Below are 17835 nucleotides of genomic sequence, written 5' to 3'. Positions count from 1 at the left end.
CATTGATTACTTACCCGGTACTGATGCTTTGTCAAGTCCAGCAAGACGTTCTGTTGATACCCTTCAGCTAGGTGGTTCGGCTATCCTGCTAGCCAATCTCAATCACCACGTCATCCGTCATGGGGTGGCCCACGCAGGTGAGGATGTAGCCCTGCTTCATTTCTGAATCGGACAGGCCTTCGCGCTCATCCAGATGCACCTGGCCGCTGAGGCACTTGCCGCGGCAGGCCGTGCACAAACCCGCCTGGCACGAATACGGCAGGTCAATGTCCTGGTCGAGGGCAACTTCGAGGATGGTTTTGCCCTTGGGCACTTCAATCAGGTACTCGCTGCCTTCGTACTGAATGGTGACGGTGCGGGTGGTTTTCACCTCATCAGCAGCATTAGCCGATACATCGCCGTGGCCATTAGGCTGGCCAGCAGCCGCTTCGGCGGTGTCGGCGGCAGCCAGGAAGCTTTCGCGGCGTACGCGGGCCTCGGGCACCTTCAGCAGGTCGAGGGCGGCGCGGGCTTCGGCCATCAGGCCCTCGGGGCCGCAGAGAAAGTAGTCGGCTTGCTCGGCCGGAAACTGGTGGCGCTGCTCCAGAATGCGCAGCAGCATGGTGCGGTTCAGGCGGCCGGTGTGGCGGTGCGGGGCCATGGGCTGCAGCGGCTGGCTATACACGTGCTCCACCTGCAGGCGGCCACTCGCGCTGGCCTCGAGGGCCGCGAGCTGCTGCTGGAAAATCACCGACTCTTCGTTGCGGTTGCCGTAAATCAGCAGCACGTGGCTGTTGGGCTCGCCGGCCAGCACGGCCTTCAGCATCGACATGAGCGGCGTGATGCCCGAACCGGCCCCGATGAGCACCAACGAGCGCGCCGCCTTGGGGCTGGGCGCGAGCGTGAAATTGCCCAGCGGCTCCATCACCTCAATTTGCTGGCCCATCTGCACGGTATCGAGCAGGTAGTTGCTTACCAGGCCGCCCGGCACGCGCTTCACCGTCACGGACAGGCGCGGGGCATCGGCGGGGGTGCTGCTGAGCGAGTAGGCGCGGCGCTCCTTTTTGCCGCCGGGCCCGCAGGGCAGAATTAGGGTGAGGAACTGGCCCGGCCGGCTGGCAATGGGCTGGCGGTCGGGCCGCTCGAGGTGAATGGTAACGGTATCGGCGGTTTCCTGGGTCAGCGCAACTACGGTCAGGGTCTGGTAACTCATGCGGGGTAAGGTGGGACTAACGGGGCGTACGGATTTGGGCGGGTGCTGCCTTCCGGCGCGGGCAAATTGACAAAAAGATGAACGGCCAGCCGGGCAAGCGCCGGGCCAACTTCGCCCGCAAAGGTAACTTGCCGCCCGCCGCTCCCAACAGCGCTACCACGCCCGTGGTTTGCCGCCACGCGCATTCCTTTTCGCTGCTAACTTCTCTCTCTTGTCTCTCCCCTCCCTCCTGCTCCGCCACCAGGCCGACTTTGGCCCCGTGCTGCCCCTCGACCTAAACGCCGCCACGGTTACCCGCCTCGATTTCTCCGCCACCAATCCCGTTGTCGTAAACGCCGACCTGCGCGACACGGCCGCCTTCAACGAATTGGTGAACAGCCTACTCACGGCGGTCAATGCCACCGCCGGCATCGGCGGCTACCTCGAAAACCGGGTGATTTACCGCCGCAGCGCGCATTTCGGGCCCGGGGCCGCCGAAGAAGCCCGCTCGCTGCATCTGGGCGTGGATGTGTGGGTGCCGGCCGGCACGCCCGTGCTCGCGCCGCTGCCCGCCGTGGTGCATAGCCTGGCCGACAACGACAATTTCGGCGACTACGGCCCCACCGTCATCCTCCAGCATGCGCTCGAAGGCACCATGTTCTACAGCCTCTACGGCCACCTCGGCCGCGCCGAGTGGCGGACGCTGCGCGTGGGCCAGCAGCTGCAAAAAGGCGAGGCCTTCGCCACCGTGGGTCCTTTCCCTGAGAACGGCGACTGGCCGGCGCACCTGCACTTTCAGCTCATGGCCGACATGCAGGGCCGTGTGGGCGACTTTCCGGGCGTGGCCCGGCCAAGCGAGCGTGAGCTATGGGCGGAGTTGTGCCCCGACCCGAATTTGGTGCTACAATGTGCTAAGCTGTAGCACGCAGCATTTGCTGCGTGGCGGTTTTTGTGCAGGCTGAGAGTATTCCGGCAAGGCACGGGACCACGCAGCAAAGTCTGCGTGCTACGCTACAGGTTGCTAGTCGAACTTGATGGCCACCACTGGCTTAATCCGCGAAATCAGATAAGTTGGAATGAGCACGGCTAACAGCGAGGCCGCGAATGTGGCACCGTTGAGAATGAGCAGCATTCTCGGGTCCCACGAAATAGGCACGCGGTCCATGTAATAGTTCTCGGGGTCGAGCGGAATGACGTGGAAGTAGTATTGAATGGCGCAAAAGCCCACCGCAATGGCATTGCCGATGAGCATGCCGCGCACCGTGAGCGACAGCCCCCGGAAGAAGAACATGCGCCTAATCTGATTATCGGTGGCTCCCAGCGCTTTCAGAATCCCAATCATGTTGGTACGCTCCAGAATCATGATGAAGATGGTGGCGACCATGTTGAAAGTGGCCACGAAAATGATGAGAATCAGGAAAATCACCACGTTGCGGTTCAGTAGCTGCAGCCAGTCGAACAACTGCGCATACTGGTCGGTAATTTTATCAATTTTTAAATCGTATGGCAGTCGCTCATAGAACCGGTCGGCAGTAGCATCCAGGGCATTAAAATCCTTGAGCACTACTTCCATACCGCCCACCAGCGAATCGGGCCAGGCCGGTGAGTTCAGCTCCCGAATCTGGCGGATGTCGCCGATGACGTACACCTCATCAAACTCATCGAGGCCGGTCGAGTACACCCCGCTCACCCGGAACTGGCGGATACGAGCAGGATTCTGGATGAAGTAGAACAGCGTTTTGTCGCCCACGTTCAGCCGCAGCTTGTCGGCCACTTTGCGCGAAATCAGTACATCGTCGCTGGCCGCCGAATCGGGGAAACTTAGAAACTTGCCGGCCACCAGGTTCTGGCGCATGGGCGACGGGCCATCGGTTTCGGCAATGCCCTTCAGCACCACGCCCATCACCTCGTCGGGCGTTTTGATGATGGCCGTTTTCACAGCGAAGGCCTGCGTCGACTGCACTTCCGAGAAGTCGTGCAGCTGCTGCACCAGTTTCGGGCCGGCAATGGGGGCTACTTCCAACGAATTGTTGGTGTCGTAGCGCGAGATTTGCAGGTGGGCGCCAAACGAGAAAATTTTGTTTTGTATCTCGTTGCGAAACCCTTGCAGGATGGCAAAGGACACAATCATCACTGCCAAGCCCATGGCAATGCTGATGATGGCTATTTTTGTGACCGACGAAGTGAAGGAGCCGGAATCGGCTCCGCCGTCGATTTTCTGCGAGATGTAGCGGGCGACGTTCATTGTTCGAACGTAAAGCTACGTTTTGAACCGGGACCAGCCGCATTTTGCGCCCGGGCTGTCAGTACGGCGGTCGTTAACAGCCGGTTTATTTCCGTTTAATGCACTGATATGATAGATTTCTCGGCTAAAATGATGCTGGCCCTGCTGCTGGCCCTGCCCGCCTGCGGCACCTCCCAGCCGGTCGCTGGCACCTCCGGCCCGGTTGCCGTGCCCGCGCCGGCCGCTGCGCCCACGCAACCAGCACCACCAGCCATTGCCCGCGTGGTGGTAGGCGCCGAACGGCTGGCCGACTACCTGCCGCAGCTGCAAGGTAAGCGGGTAGGCCTGGTTATCAACCAGACTTCGCGCGTGGGCAGCAGCTACCTGGTAGATACCCTGCGGGCCCGCGGCGTGAACGTGACGGCCATTTTCGCTCCCGAGCACGGCTTCCGGGGCGAGGCGGCCGACGGGGCCACCATCACCGATGGGCGCGATGCCCGTAGCGGGGTGCCCGTGCGCTCGGTGTATGGCAAAACCAAAAAGCCCACCCCGGAAATGCTGGCCGATGTAGACGTGCTGGTGTTTGATATTCAGGACGTGGGCGCGCGCTTTTACACCTTTATCAGCACGCTGCACTACGTGATGGAGGCGGCCGCCGAGCAAAACAAACCCGTTCTGGTGCTCGACCGCCCCAACCCCAACGGCGACCTCGTGGATGGCCCCATCCTGGAGCCTGCCCACAAAAGCTTCGTAGGCCTCGACCCGCTGCCAATCGCGCACGGCCTCACGGTGGGCGAGCTGGCCCAACTGATGAACCAGGAAAAATGGCTGGCCGGCGGCCGGCAGTGCCGCCTCGCCGTAGTGCCCATGCAGCAAGGCTACACCCACGCTACGGCCTACCACTTGCCCGTGCGCCCCTCCCCCAACCTGCCCACCGACCACGCCGTGGCCCTTTACCCCAGCATCTGCCTGTTTGAGGGAACCAACGTGAGCGTGGGACGCGGCACGAACACGCCCTTCGATGTAATTGGCAGCCCCAGCCAGCCGGCCACGCGGCCGTTCTCGTTCACGCCTGCGCCCAATGCCGGCTCGCCCACACCACCCATGAAAGGCCAGCGCTGCTACGGCCTCGACCTTACGACCGTGCCCACCCGCGACCATGGCGGCCTCGTATTAAAATACCTGCTCGACTTCTACCAGCAGAGCACCGATAAGGAGCATTTCTTCGGCAAGTACTTCGAAGAACTGTCGGGCACCGATGCCCTGCGGCAGCAGATTATTGCCGGTAAGAGCGAAGCTGCCATCCGCGCCAGTTGGGAGCCCGGGCTGCAAAAGTTCCGGGCGTTGCGCAAAAAGTACCTGCTGTATCCAGAGAAATAGTTGTCAGCTGTTCGTTGTGGGCGGTCAGTTTATGCGGCCGCGACAACCGAACTATCCTGACAACTGAGAACCAACACCTGACAACAACCTGAATGCTTAGAATCGTCTTTATGGGCACGCCCGATTTTGCCGTGCCCACCCTAGAAAGCCTTGTGGCGTGGCCCGGCGGGGAGGTGGTGGCTGTCATCACAGCTCCCGACCGCCCGGCTGGCCGCGGCCGCCAGTTGCAGGCTTCTGCCGTGAAAGTGGCGGCTGAGGCCCACGGCCTGCCCGTGCTCCAGCCCGCCAATCTGAAGTCGCCGGAATTTCAGGCCGCACTCAGAAGCTACGCGGCCGATTTGCAAGTGGTGGTGGCTTTCCGTATGCTGCCCGAGGCCGTTTGGAATATGCCCCGGCTAGGCTCCATCAACATCCATGGGTCGCTGCTGCCGCAGTACCGGGGCGCGGCTCCCATCAACTGGGCACTGATGCACGGCGACACCGAAACGGGCGTCACGTCCTTCTTCCTTCGGCACGAGATTGATACCGGCGACCTGATTTTTCAGGACCGAATTGCCATAGAGCCGGAGGACGACTTCGGCAGCGTTTACAATAAGTTGAAGGGTGTAGGTGCGGCCCTGGCTCTGCGCTCGGTGCAAGCCATTGCCGCTGGCACCGCTCCCAGCACCCCGCAGGAGCAGCGCACCGACCTGCGCCCCGCCCCCAAGCTGAGCAAAGAAACTGGCCGGCTTGATTTCAGCCGTTCGGCCACCGAGTTGATGAACTGGGTACGCGGCCTCTCGCCCATTCCTACCGCCTTCGCCGCATTGCCCGATGGCCGTATCGTCAAAATATACCGGGCTCAGGTGCTGCCTTTTGAAGACGAAACCGAATTTGCTGTACCAGGCACGTGGACGTCGGATGGCCGGCGCTACCTCCGCGTGGCTGCTGCCGATGGCTGGCTCGACTTGCTCGATGTACAGCTCGAAGGCAAGAAGCGCATGGGCGTGGAAGAATTATTACGAGGCTTTAAACCCAATTTTTAGGATGGTCGCATTAGTAGTCGCCGTTGCCGAAAACGGCATCATTGGCCAGAATGGGCAGTTGCCCTGGGGCCGTATGCCCGCCGACCTGCGGCATTTCAAGCAACTCACCCTGGGCCACCCGGTGGTGATGGGCCGCAAAACGTTCGACAGCATCGGCAAAGCGCTGCCCGGCCGGCCCAATGTGGTTGTGACGCGGCAGCACGAGTGGGCTGCCCCGGGCTGCGAAGCCTCCGCCTCGGTACTAGCGGCGCTGGCCCGGGCGCGCGAGCTGGATGCCGATACCGTCTGCATCATCGGCGGGGGCGAAATATACCGCGAGGCCCTACCAGCTGTTGACGTCGTGTACCTCACCGAAATCCACCACACCTTCGAAGGCGATGCTTCCTTTCCGGAGCTATCGCCCACCGAATGGCGCGAGTTAACGCGCGAACGCCACGAAGCCGACGCTCAGCATGCCTACGCCTACAGCTTCGTGACGTTGCAGCGGCGCTAGATGCAGTCCGCAGCCATGAGCCCACAAAAAAGGCCGCCCAATTGGGCGGCCTTTTTTGTGGGCTCATGGTGGTACTAGCGCATGAGCACCAGCTTGCCCCAATCGTTTTTGAAGGCTTTGTCGCCGGCCGTCTCGCGGCGTGAAAAGGAGACGTTGCTATCGTCGTAGGCCACCCGGTAGAGGTAGGTGCCATTGGCCAGGCGGTCGCCGTAGCTGTCGGTACCGTCCCAGGCATAGTCGGTAATGTTGTTGCCGATATGCAACGGGCCGAGCTCACTCATGAAAATCTCGCGCACTACGCGGCCCGTGAGGCTCATAATCTGAATTTTCATGTTGCGCGGCAGCTCCTGACCGGTTACCGTGAACACAAAGCGGGCTTTACTAATGACCGGGTTAGGGTACGGGTACACGTTGGTGATGGTGGCGGCGTTCACCACTTCAAACATGAGCTGAACTTCCTGGGCAGCAGCAGCAGCATTATTAGGGTCACGGCCCTGCACGCGCAACGTGTATTTGCCGTCGGGCAGCGGCCCGTTTTTACCGGGCTCGAAAGTGAGGCGGGCGCGGCTACCGCTGGTCGAGTCGACCGTGAAGCTGATATCGGCTCCGGTGAGGGGCACAAGTACCGGGTTGCTCTGGCCGGGCCGTTGCAGCGTGAGGGTAAATGCATTGCGGTCGCGTACATACACCAGCGGGTCTTCGTCGTTTAGCTGCACAACAATAACTGGCATCGATGACACCAGTTCGCCGTTAAGGATGTGGCGACCGTCGACCGCTACATCGAGTGTGGGCGGTACGTTGTTGTTGATAATAGTGAACTCTGGCAAAATCAATTCGTTGTTCGCGTAGTTCTGCTCGGGCTGCAGTCCAGGGTTTTGGAGGCGCGGGTTCACTACTACTTCAATGGCAAAGCGGCCAAATAGGCCTTTCATGTCGACACTGGCGCTGATGGTTGCCGTTTCGCCCGGCAATGGGGCAGGCGAGCTGATGAGCGGAGCCGTAAACCGGATGCTGTTGTTACTGAGGTCGCGCACCTGCACCCGGGTATTTAGCGGCCCATTGAACGTTTCAGTCGATACGTTCTTAAACTTCACCGGGAAGCTAACAATACCTTTGCCGCTGGTAGCTTGCTGTAGCAACGTGGCGGCGGCATACGTGCTGGCGGGTACGGCATCGCGCTGCACCACGCCCTCGGGCAGGCCGCGCGAAGTAACCAGCCACTGCCGCAATTGCGGGGCCATATGGGCCGTGTCCGACAGCGTCAATTCCAGGCGCAGGTACGGATAGGTGGCAGCGGAAACGATGCCGGCTAGCGGCTGTGAGTGGTTTATCAAATTACCAGTGGCCACTACCGGCACATTCGCCAGCACTGTGGCTTCGGTTCCAGTGGCCGTTATGCCCACCACTTTTAACGTGTACTGGCTGCTGGCATTGGGCTTTACAATGGAGGCATAAAGGTTGTTCCACTGCTGAGAAGGCCCAATTTGCGTCGAGACAATGCGCCCGGATGTACCAGGACGCAGCAAGGTATCGGCAAGCTCAATGCGCTGGTTATAGGCTAGCGTCGCCAATGTGCGGTCGGGGCCTTTTTCGTGTAGCAGGCGGCCGGAAGCAGCCGTTAGCTTCTGGCCCACCAGGGCCAGGGGTTCGCCGTCGGCCAGGGAAGTAATCAGTTGCGAGCCTAGCAGGGTCTTCAACCGGTTTTTCAGCGCAGCCGGCAACAGTGAGTAGCGCAGGCGGTTGGTCGAAATCACGGCCACGTAGGCATTGTTCGGAATAGCCGTCAGGAAAGCATCAAGCTGCTGCTGGCGCGTGGCGCTGTAGTTGAGGTTGTCTAGGGTGTCGACGGAGGTAGTAGCACTTGTTGAGAAAAAGTAAGAATAGTTGCCATTCTGCCCACAGCGCTGGTAAGCAGCTGGCATCACCAGCGGGCGCAACGATGCGGCATCGTACACTGCAATCAAAAGGTTCGGCGACTGCACGCCGCAATTGCTCACCGTTGGCACTCCCGCCGATTGCAGGTAGATACCGCCACCCAGCAAGCCAGCAAACTGCGGGGCTGTGCGCGGAGCTCCGCCTCCTACGGTGCGCAACACCAGCGGCACCCGCACGGGCGTAAAGGCCCAGCTCGTGGGAGGGCCCGTCACTTCTACGCCCGTCAGGGCATCGCGCCTGAACTGAGCCGCGTGGCTCTGCGACCAACCCGAAGGGCTGTTGGGTATCACCCGGAACGACGAGGTTACCCAGTTGCCGTCCTCGCCGGCGGCGGGCGTCTGAAACCGGGCACGCCAAAACCACACCACGCTATCGCGGCTGGCCACAGTAGTCGGCAGCGTGGGCAGCCACTCGGCCAGCACGCCGGCCGTTACGGTAGTCGTCTTTTTTAGGGGCGGGGCCGAGGCGAAGTTAGGGTCGGTATCCAGCTCAAACTCGTACACCCGCGAGGTCTCGGCCGGGTTGTTCGACTGCACCGTCAAACGGGGCGTAGCCGTGGAGGCAATGGCAAATTCGGTGGGGTTCAGCACCGAAAGACCACCAGTCAGGAAGGTGAAATCGATTTGGGCAGTGTTGTTGTTTTCGTTCGACTCGGCAATCTTCTTGTTGTAGTCAAGCTCTACCTTAAAGGTGCTGGAGCCGCCCTGGCCCAAAAACTCGTTTGGGATAGTCAGCGCGTAGGTAGTGTCCGGCCGCCAGGCCTGCCGCACCGTGAACGGATAGGTTTTCGACACCGCCCCAAGGGTGCGCGTCACTCGGATTTCAAGCGAGTCGTAGGTGACTTTTCCCGGGTTGCTTACGCCTACATTGAGGATAAAAGAAGACGATGCCGCCTTAACAGGTCCTTGGCCGGCTGAGGGCTTGATAGAGAGTGTGGCTGCACTGGCCACGAAGTCGGGCAGTGGTGGCGAGAAGAGAGCAATGGTGGGGTCGCCCTGCCAGGTGGTGCACAGCATCTGTTCGATGCCGATGTCGTTGCGGAAAAGGGGCTGGTGCTGAAGCCGGCGTACCATTTCGTCATGCACAACTGTAATTGGCTTGCCATACCAGTTTTTGTCGTTGAACAATAGCTTGGTAAGCGTATCGGCGGTTATCTCAAGTGGTAATGGAAAACCGAAGCCCGACTCGCCGAGCGAGCCGATGGCTCCTTTGTTCTCCGCGAACAAGTAATCTTCTACCACGGTGAGTGTGGATACCCCCGTGAAGTTGCCAGCGCAGCCGTTCAGAAACAAGACCGGGTAACGGCCCGGGTTATTATAGCTAGGGGCGGTGGAGGGTTTGCCAAAATCGAGCTTAAAAGTGTTATTCGAGCCGTGCCCAAAATAGGTAATCATGGACAACCCCGGGTTCAGGTAGGGCGAAATATCGACCGAGCTAACCAGCGTCGTAGTTCTCACCTCCGTTTGCACCACCCGGCCGCCCAGGAAAGGCCGCCTTACCCGGTCGCCGATTCTATCCAGCACCGCTTTAAAGCCAGCACTCTCCACGGCGTCCTCTCCACCCACCAGGTGCAACATGTTCTTGCGCCAACTCTCGGGGCCCAGGGCATCGTGCGTGCGCACCTTATCCAGATAGATTTTTATCTGCCGAGGGGTGGTTGCGGTCAAGCGGCCCACGTGCAGCTTTGCCACGAAGTCGTCGTTGGCAAAGTCCGCCGTCAACATATTATCCGATTCAGCCCGCCCGTTGGTGGGCACCAAATCAAGGCCAACCTCGCCCAGGGCTCGGGTAGTTGTACTCGTATAAACAACGCTACCCAGCGTAACGCCGACATTTGCCGCAGCAGGCCGCTCGCTAGGCACCAAGCCCTTGCCCAGCAGCAGCAAATAGCGGGGAGTAGTGGTCGCAGGAGTAGCGGCAGCCATCCAGCGGCTGAAATGCCGCAGAGCCAGCCACGACCGGTCGCCATAAGTGAACTGGTCGTAGAGCTGGGGGGCAGTTACCATTAGGGTATCGTAATTGCCACCCGCTGCCGATTTTCGATAAATGGCGTAGTCCTTAGCAGCATTCACGATGCCAGATGCTGCGTCGGGGCGCATCAACTTAGGGTGGGTAATAATGATGAAGGTGGGGGTAGCCGGATTAATCGTCCGAAATTTCACTTCCCGAGCGGGCAACAGGGGCACCGCCAGGCGTGCTTCGTCGGCGAGCAGCAAGTTGTGCGTAGCCGCTGAGGTAGCTCCCGCAAACACGTATTGCCTACGCTGGAAGCCTGTACTTAACGCCGTGCCCGGCACACGCTGCACGTTAAAGGGGTCATGCACATCAAAGCCCGCTACAGTTGCCGGAATCGAATCTAACTCGTAGGTAGCAGGGCCAGCCAGCAGGGAGTCGTTTTGGAAAAAATTATTACGATTAGGATACCAACGGTTAACCTGGGGCACAATTACCCGGGAATAAGCAATTTGAATCTTATCGGTCGGGTCGTTCAGGTCTACCGGGCGCACTTGAATCGTGACCGCGCCGTTGGGACCAATATCAGAACGCAGGATGGGAAAGGACTGCTTGGCCCGACGTACGCCCGTAAAATTGATAATGCCCAACTGGCGCAACGTTCCGGCCGGGGTCCGCACCGATACCTGCGTGCGATGAGGGAACATGGTTCCCCCCATCACCAGCACTTCTACCCGGGGAACTGGCCCGGTACTGGCCACATTGCGCACCAGCGAATCGGCGGTCAGGTTGATATCACCGGAAAAGTAGCCTTCATTCGCTTCTACCCACGGCAAAAAATTGAATCTGGATATTGATATATCATAATACACCTCGGTACGTAGGCTCAGAACGTTAAAGATGCGGTGCGGGTGCGCGGTGCCTGGGGCAGCCACAGGCTGTTGCATGCGCCGGCCGCCACGGCTAGAACTCCAGGTGATGAAGTAAGCCGAAGTGTCGGTGTAAAAGTTGTAGTACTGGTGTGCCTGCTCAGCAGGAGTCTTATACAGCTCGCCGTCGAGCCGGCCATCGTTGCGCTGCCCGTAGAATTCAACATAAGTAGTAGCATCGAGCGTAGCCTGGTTGCCACCGCCGTACACGGCCACCTCGCGGCCGCGCCGCCACACCTGCAACTGGCTCGGGGCCACGCCCGTGATGCCGGCTTTGGTTAAGTATTGATAATCGAGTTTATAAATACCATCCTTCAGCACCTTCACCTTGAAGTAGCGTTGGCCCGGCACAATCCATTCGTTGCCCACTGGCCCCGACTGGGCCTGCGCCACACTACCAGCCAGTAGGCACGAAACCAGCAGCAACCAGCAGCGGCGAAAAAAAGCATAATTGGTAATATTGTTCATATCGTCTCTAAAATCCTGATTATATTGAAATTGATGTAGGCCGGCTTATTTAAAGCCGTAGCCCAGCGAAACAATCAGCGAGTTGGTTTGGGAAGTGCTGCCAAGTTTTTCTACGGCCAGGCGTGAGAGGGCCAGGTCCACGCGCAGGCCGCTTACGGCTACGCCCGCCCCGAGGCTGTACTGGCCTTTCCATTGCTTGCTTAGGTCTACAACGCTGCTGATTTGCTGGTAGTTGCCAGCCCCGCCGCGCAAAAACACCAAGTTGCGGTAGCCGATTTCTACGCCGGCGCTGGGGTTTATGCTCACGCCCTTGGTCGAGATGGGGGTGCCGCGCTGGCCGTCGGTGGTAGCTTCGAAGTCGGCGGCCACTAAGGCCGAGAACTGCTTGGGCAACTCGAAACGCCGGCCTACTCCCAGCACAAAGCGCGGCAGCGTGATTTCGGTGCTGTTTTTTGGCACCTCATCTTTCAGGTTAGCCTGGTCGCTATTCAGCACCCCCTTCACATATTCGTCGCCGTTGATGGTCCAGGCGTTGAAGGTGGTGGTGATGTCGCGGGCCATCAGGCCCAGGTTCCAGCCCTTGCAGTTGTACTGCACGCCGGCATCCACGCCAAAACCGTAGCCCTGGGCAAACTTGCCGATGTTGCGGTAGATGAACTTGCCGTTGCCACCCACGCTCAGGCCTTCAATGCCCAGCTTACGCGAATACGAGAGCAGCAGCGCGTAGTCGGCCACCGAGAAATATTCAATCTTGCTGTAGTCGACGTAGCCGTACTCGTTTACCAGGGCGCGCGTGTCGGCAATGTTATCGACGCCCAGGCGCAGCAGGCTCGCTCCAATGGCGCTTTTCTCGTCGAGCGGCATGGAGAAGGCCGCGTAGTCGTTTTTCACAATGCCCGAAAACAGTTCCGAGTGCATCAGCACACCGTCGTATTTGTGGGTCTGGTTCACTAGGCCAGCGGGGTTCCAATAGCCAGCGGTGGCATCGGTGGCCAGGCTCACCTGCACTTTACCCATGCCCAGCGCGCGCGCGCCCACACCGAGGTTGAGAAATTCGTTGCTGTATTTGGGGGTTTTGGACGATTGGGCGGCGGCCGGCAGGGCCATGGCGCCACAAGCACCGGCAATCAGCAGCCCACGGGCGGCAGAGGAGAGTTGGGACATAGAGAAGGCGAACACGGGTTGGCGCGGTCGGAACGCAAGTTACTTCAAGTTAGTGCGTGCGGCCCCGCCAATTTCGGGCCAGCTCGCTTAGCGCCCAGCTTAGCCGCACGAACTTTTGCGCACTGCTGCCTGCGTGGCCGGCACTAAGGCTCTCGTCCGAGACCCTTGCCATGCCGGTAACTGCACCCCCGAACCGGTTCTGGCTTCGAGCCATCTCCTTTGTGCAACGCCTCTTTGTCAGCTGAACGGGGTGATGCTGGCCCTTTTCAGTAAGCGCGCAAATCGGTTCAATCCGCTGAAATTGGTGGTTGCCGCCAGACAGCATGAAAATTTTCTTCCTCATTATCAACGGATAAAGAAATATTTTCGACAAAGAGGCTCATTTCAATAGCCAGTACCTTGCGTTACAAAGTACCTACCATACATTTGTACTGTTCGTCACCCACTAGTCAACCTACTCGCCCATGAAACTCGAGAACACCCAGGTTCAGATGCGCAAGGGAATCCTTGAGTTCTGCATCCTGGAAATCATCGCCCGCGGCGAAGCCTACGCCTCCGACATGTTGGAGGAACTGACTTCGGCCCGCATGATTGTGGTGGAGGGCACCCTCTACCCACTGCTCACCCGCCTCAAGAATGCCGCCCTGCTGGACTACGTCTGGAAAGAAAGCACCAGCGGCCCGCCCCGCAAATACTACACCCTCACCGACGATGGCCGCAAGTTCCTGGAGGAACTGCGCGACACCTGGGAGGAAATGGCCGCCTCGGTCGGCATCATCCGCCACAGCCGGCCGCCCGGCGACAGTCGCTAATTCTGCCTCTTTTTCTGCTTCACTCACCAGCATTCAATCGGCCCGTTCGGCCCTCTTTCACATGAAAAAGAACATCAGCATCAATTTACAGGGCCTCATCTTCCACATTGAGGAAGATGGCTTCGACGTCCTTAGTCGCTACTTGGCCGAGGTGAAGGCCCACTTCGCCAACTACCGCGGCCACGCCGACATTGTGTCCGACATCGAAGGCCGCATTGCCGAGCTGTTCTCGGCCCGCCTTTCGCCCATGCAGCAGGTCATCACCCTCGATGACGTGAATGCCATGATGGCTAAAATGGGCCGGGTGAGCGACTTCGCTCCTGAAGCCGACGAGGACGACGAAGTAACGGCCGAAGAAGCCGCTGCCTCGGCCAGCTACGCCCGCCCCGGGGCCAACGCTTACACTACTGCTACTGCCGCCGCAACTGCCGCTCCCGGCGAAACCAAGCGCTTATACCGCGACATGGCCAACCGCAAGGTTTCTGGGGTAGCCGCTGGCATTGCCCAGTATTTCATGGTCAACCCGCTGTGGATACGCCTGGCTTTTGTGTTCGGCACCATCTTTTCACCCGCCATCAACATTTGGTCGCACCACAACATGCGCGTCGAATTCGGCGGCTGGATAGTACTGGCCTACATCGTGCTCTGGATTTTGCTGCCCAAGCGCTACGATGCGCCAGCTCATCCCGAAGCCTTGCTGAGCACAGGCCCGCTGGCTGGCCGCCGCTTGTTTCGCGATACCGGCACGGGCAAAGTAGCCGGCGTGGGCGCAGGTCTGGCCGCTTACTTCAGCATCGATGTGACGTTGGTGCGGGTGATTTTGCTGGCCGGCCTGTTCGCCGGGGGCTTCACCTTCCTGCTCTACATTATTCTCTGGATAGTATTGCCCGAGGCCAAAACGGTCTCGGACAAGCTCCGTATGCGCGGCGACGCGATGACGCTGGAAAGCTTCGACAGCAGCGCCCGCAACTACGATGTGGCCGACGGCCCCGCCACCACCAACCGCCCCGTGGGCGCCTTCGTGGAAGATGCCGCCCGCAACCTGCGCCCGGCCGTTGATTTTGTGGGCTCGGCCGTTCGGGTGGTAGCGGGTGTGCTGCTTACCCTGGTGGGCTTTAGCTTGCTGCTGGGAGTGGCCATTGCGCTGGGTGCGGGCATTGGCCTGCTGCCTGCTTCGCAGAACATTGTGATGGGCGATGCTCCGGCCCATGTGCTGCTGCACGGCGTACCCAGCTGGGTAATTCTGTCCGGCGCTCTGGCTGCTGGTATTCCGGCCCTGTGGCTGTTGCTGGGTGGCTTAAACCTGCTGTTCCGCTACACCTTCCTCACCCGCACCGTGGGCCTGTCGCTGCTGGGCTTGTGGCTGCTGAGCATTGTTGGGGTTGTTGCCGGTATAGCCCAGCAAAGCCGCCAGTTTCAGTACAAAACCCAGGTAGAGCAGCTGGAGCAGTTTCCCAAGCTAACCACGCCGGTACTCATGTTCGATGCCCGCCGCGTTGACCGCCAGTGGGAGCAGCACGTCGACCTGCGTTTGGCTGCCTCCGACAGCGGCAAAGCGGTGGAAGTACTGCGCACCTTGGGCGCCAATGGGCCCAGCGAAGAAGTAGCCCGCCGCACGGCCCTCACCACCATCGACTACACAGTGCGCCCCAGTGGCGACTCCTCGCTGGTTTTCGACGACCATTTCTCCTTCCTGCCCAATTCGGCCTACCGCAAGCAGGAACTGGCCCTCACCCTGCGCCTGCCCCGCGACCGCACCTTTCGCATCAGTCGAAGCTTTGCTTACGACCTACTTGATGAAGACGACTTTGTGGGCAACCGCCGCCCCCAGGACCCTGAGCAGCACCGCTATCGCCTGCGCGGCAACAAGCTGGAATGCATTGACTGCACTCCCGAGCAGCTGGGCCGCGATGAGGACGACAACGATGACGACTCAAACGTGAACATCAACATCGACAGCGAGGATGATGACGACAGCGCCGATGACAACGATGACAACGATGACGACAGCGGCAACCACGTCGGGACGACCCTTAACTACGGCGGCGCCCCCAGCTTCGACACCGACCTGAACAGCTACGGCAGCGGCCGCCGCACCTTCGAGGAAACCGGCTTCACCCACGTGACGGTGGCCGGCAACTACCGGGTAGTGGTCCGCCAGGGCAGCAGCTTCAAAGTGGAAGCTGGCGGTGAAGAGCAGGCCCTCAACGACCTGCGCGTGGAGCGCAACGGCAACGAGCTGATTGTGAAGCCCCGCAACACCAAATTCTTCGGCGGCGACTGGGGCCGCGGAAACCGCAAAATCCTCGTTCGCATCGAGATGCCGGCCATTGAGTACCTCTCGCTGGCCGGGGCCGTACAAGGCGACCTCGGGGGCTTCGACCGCAAGGACAACCTCCGCATCGAGCAGGCCGGCGCCAGCCACCTGCGCCTGAATGGGAGCTACGGCACCCTGCGCCTGGAACAGGCCGGGGCCTGCCGCACCACTGCCTCCGGCCAGGCCGACCAGCTCGACCTCGACGCTGCCGGGGCCTGCGAGTTTGCCGCCGCCAACCTCAAAACCCGCGACAGCAAAGTCACCATTGCCGGCATGTGCAAAGCCCGCCTCAACGTAACCGAAAGCCTGAAGGGTGATGCCGTGGGTGCCAGCGAAATAGCTTACAGCGGGCAGCCCGCCAGCGTGAAAGTCGATGCCACGGGGCCGTCCAGCATCAAACGTTTGTAGTTCGCCGAAATTCTGTTTCGAAAAGCAACTTCGCGGGCAACCTTCATCGTATAGAAGCATCTATCCCCCGAAAAAGAAAAAAAGAAGCCAGGCTTAGTTTGGTGAGTGAACGAAGCCTCCTTCCGGAGCCAGTCCTTTGGCCGCCCCCTGCTGCAACAGGAAGGCCAGGGCTGGCTCCATTTCGTTTTTGATAATACCGTCGAGAATGGCTTCCATCACGGCCTCCTTCAGCTCGCCCACGGCCCGCGACGGCTTCAGCCCAAAGGTTTCCATGATGATTTCGCCGGTGATAACCGGGCGGAAGCTGCGCAGGTGGTCCTTTTCCTCCACTTCCTTCAGCTTTTCCTCTACCTCCGTGAAGTTGCGCAGGTACCGCTCCTTGCGGGTGTGGTCTTTGCTCGTGATGTCGGCCCGGCACAGCAGCATCAGCCGGTCAATGTCATCGCCGGCCTCGAACAGCAGGCGGCGCACGGCCGAGTCGGTCACGGTTTCCTTCACCAGCGCGATGGGGCGCAGGTGTAGCTTCACCAGTTTCTGCACCATGCGCATCTCCTCGCCCAGCGGCAATTTCAGGTCCGTGAAGATGCCCGGCACCCAGCGTGCGCCCTTGTCCTCGTGGCCATGGAACGTCCAGCCCACTTTGGGGAAGTAGCGCTTGGTGGCCGGCTTGGCGATGTCGTGCAGCACGGCGGCCCAGCGCAGCCACAAGTCGCCCCCGGCAGCGGCCACGTTATCCAGCACCTGCAGCGTGTGGTAGAAATTGTCCTTGTGGGCATGCTGGCCCACTTTTTCCACGCCGTGCAGCAGCGCCATCTTCGGGAAGATGAGCTGCAGCAGCCCCGTCTGAAACAGTAATTTGAACCCGTAGCTCGGCGTGGGCGACTCAATAATCTTATTCAGCTCGACGGTGATGCGCTCCTGCGACACAATTTTAATCCGGTCCTTATTCCGGATAATGGCGTCGAACGTATCGGGCTCGATATCAAAGTTCAGCTGCGAGGCAAAGCGCACGGCACGCATCATGCGCAACGGGTCGTCGGAGAACGTCACGTCCGGCCCCAGCGGTGTGCGGATGGTTTTGCCAGCCAGGTCCTTCATGCCCTCGTAGCGGTCTACTAGCTCCCCGAAGTTTTCGGGGTTCAAGCTCAAGCCTAGAGCGTTGATGGTGAAGTCACGACGGGCCAGGTCCTCCTCCAGCGTGCCGGCCTGCACCTCCGGCTTGCGGCTTTCGGAGCGGTAGCTCTCCTTACGGGCTCCTACAAATTCAATATCACCGGCCTCCTTGGTCGGCAACATGGCAGTGCCGAAGTTCTTGAACACCTGCACGCGGCCCCGACCTGGCAGCTTGTTGCCCACGGCCTGCGCCAGCGCAATGCCATCGCCTACCGTCACCACATCGATATCCTTGCTTTCACGCCCCAGCGCCAAATCGCGCACGTAGCCGCCGATAACGTACGCCGGCTGGCCCAGTTCGGCTGCCGCTTCGGCGATGGTTTGGAAAATGGGCAATTCGGGCAGGCGGGGCGTATTCATGGGCGCAAAGTTCGGCGCTGGCG

11 protein-coding genes are annotated in these 17835 nt (G+C 60.1%); 6 read left to right on the top strand and 5 right to left on the bottom strand.

Going from position 1 to position 17835, the window contains the following annotated elements; all coding sequences use genetic code 11:
* Positions 1–88: 88 nt before the first annotated feature.
* The gene (locus tag ABD837_RS21920) at positions 89–1192 is read right to left on the bottom strand and encodes a 2Fe-2S iron-sulfur cluster-binding protein (RefSeq protein WP_345058882.1); all 1104 of its coding nucleotides are present in this window, start codon (positions 1190–1192) and stop codon (positions 89–91) included.
* Positions 1193–1403: 211 nt separating this feature from the next.
* Between ABD837_RS21920 and ABD837_RS21915 the strand changes: the two genes are divergently transcribed.
* Positions 1404–2093, top strand: coding sequence for a peptidoglycan DD-metalloendopeptidase family protein (locus tag ABD837_RS21915; protein WP_345058880.1), 690 nt, complete (start codon positions 1404–1406; stop codon positions 2091–2093).
* Between the two features lie 99 nt (positions 2094–2192).
* On the opposite strand, the gene ABD837_RS21910 is transcribed toward ABD837_RS21915, so the two are convergent.
* Positions 2193–3416, bottom strand: a complete 1224-nt coding sequence (locus ABD837_RS21910; RefSeq protein ID WP_345058878.1) for an ABC transporter permease — start codon at positions 3414–3416, stop codon at positions 2193–2195.
* A gap of 108 nt (positions 3417–3524) precedes the next feature.
* On the opposite strand from ABD837_RS21910, the gene ABD837_RS21905 reads away from it, so the two are divergent.
* From ABD837_RS21905 to ABD837_RS21895, 3 genes are all read left to right on the top strand, one after another.
* Entirely contained in the window at positions 3525–4775 is a 1251-nt protein-coding gene (locus ABD837_RS21905) for an exo-beta-N-acetylmuramidase NamZ family protein (RefSeq protein ID WP_345058876.1), read from the top strand.
* A 92-nt stretch (positions 4776–4867) separates the two neighbouring features.
* A complete protein-coding gene (gene fmt, locus ABD837_RS21900; RefSeq protein ID WP_345058874.1) occupies positions 4868–5800 on the top strand; it encodes a methionyl-tRNA formyltransferase in 933 nt (310 codons plus the stop codon).
* A gap of 1 nt (position 5801) precedes the next feature.
* Positions 5802–6293: a dihydrofolate reductase gene (locus ABD837_RS21895; protein ID WP_345058872.1), complete on the top strand. Its 492-nt coding sequence runs from the start codon at positions 5802–5804 to the stop codon at positions 6291–6293.
* A gap of 74 nt (positions 6294–6367) precedes the next feature.
* Here the strand turns inward: ABD837_RS21895 and porU2 are convergent, their stop codons facing one another.
* Positions 6368–11578 carry a putative type IX secretion system sortase PorU2 gene (gene porU2, locus ABD837_RS21890; protein ID WP_345058870.1) on the bottom strand — a complete coding sequence of 1737 codons (5211 nt, stop codon included), beginning with the start codon at positions 11576–11578 and terminating at the stop codon, positions 6368–6370.
* 45 nt (positions 11579–11623) lie between these two features.
* Positions 11624–12742 (bottom strand): putative type IX sorting system protein PorV2, encoded by a 1119-nt coding sequence (locus ABD837_RS21885; protein WP_345058868.1) that lies wholly within the window; start codon positions 12740–12742, stop codon positions 11624–11626.
* Positions 12743–13206: 464 nt separating this feature from the next.
* Here ABD837_RS21885 and ABD837_RS21880 point away from each other — a divergent pair, with 464 nt between their 5' ends.
* Positions 13207–13554 carry a PadR family transcriptional regulator gene (locus ABD837_RS21880; RefSeq protein ID WP_345058866.1) on the top strand — a complete coding sequence of 116 codons (348 nt, stop codon included), beginning with the start codon at positions 13207–13209 and terminating at the stop codon, positions 13552–13554.
* 61 nt (positions 13555–13615) lie between these two features.
* Positions 13616–16279, top strand: a complete 2664-nt coding sequence (locus ABD837_RS21875) for a PspC domain-containing protein (RefSeq protein ID WP_345058864.1) — start codon at positions 13616–13618, stop codon at positions 16277–16279.
* A 93-nt stretch (positions 16280–16372) separates the two neighbouring features.
* On the opposite strand, the gene ABD837_RS21870 is transcribed toward ABD837_RS21875, so the two are convergent.
* Complete coding sequence (locus tag ABD837_RS21870; protein ID WP_345058862.1) at positions 16373–17812, bottom strand: CCA tRNA nucleotidyltransferase; 1440 nt, start codon at positions 17810–17812, stop codon at positions 16373–16375.
* Positions 17813–17835 lie beyond the last annotated feature (23 nt).

It is taken from the genome of Hymenobacter glaciei, assembly GCF_039539585.1.
Taxonomy (GTDB): Bacteria; Bacteroidota; Bacteroidia; order Cytophagales; family Hymenobacteraceae; genus Hymenobacter; species Hymenobacter glaciei.
Note: the sequence above shows the minus strand (reverse complement) of the source record. Positions and strands in the feature narration are given on the sequence as shown.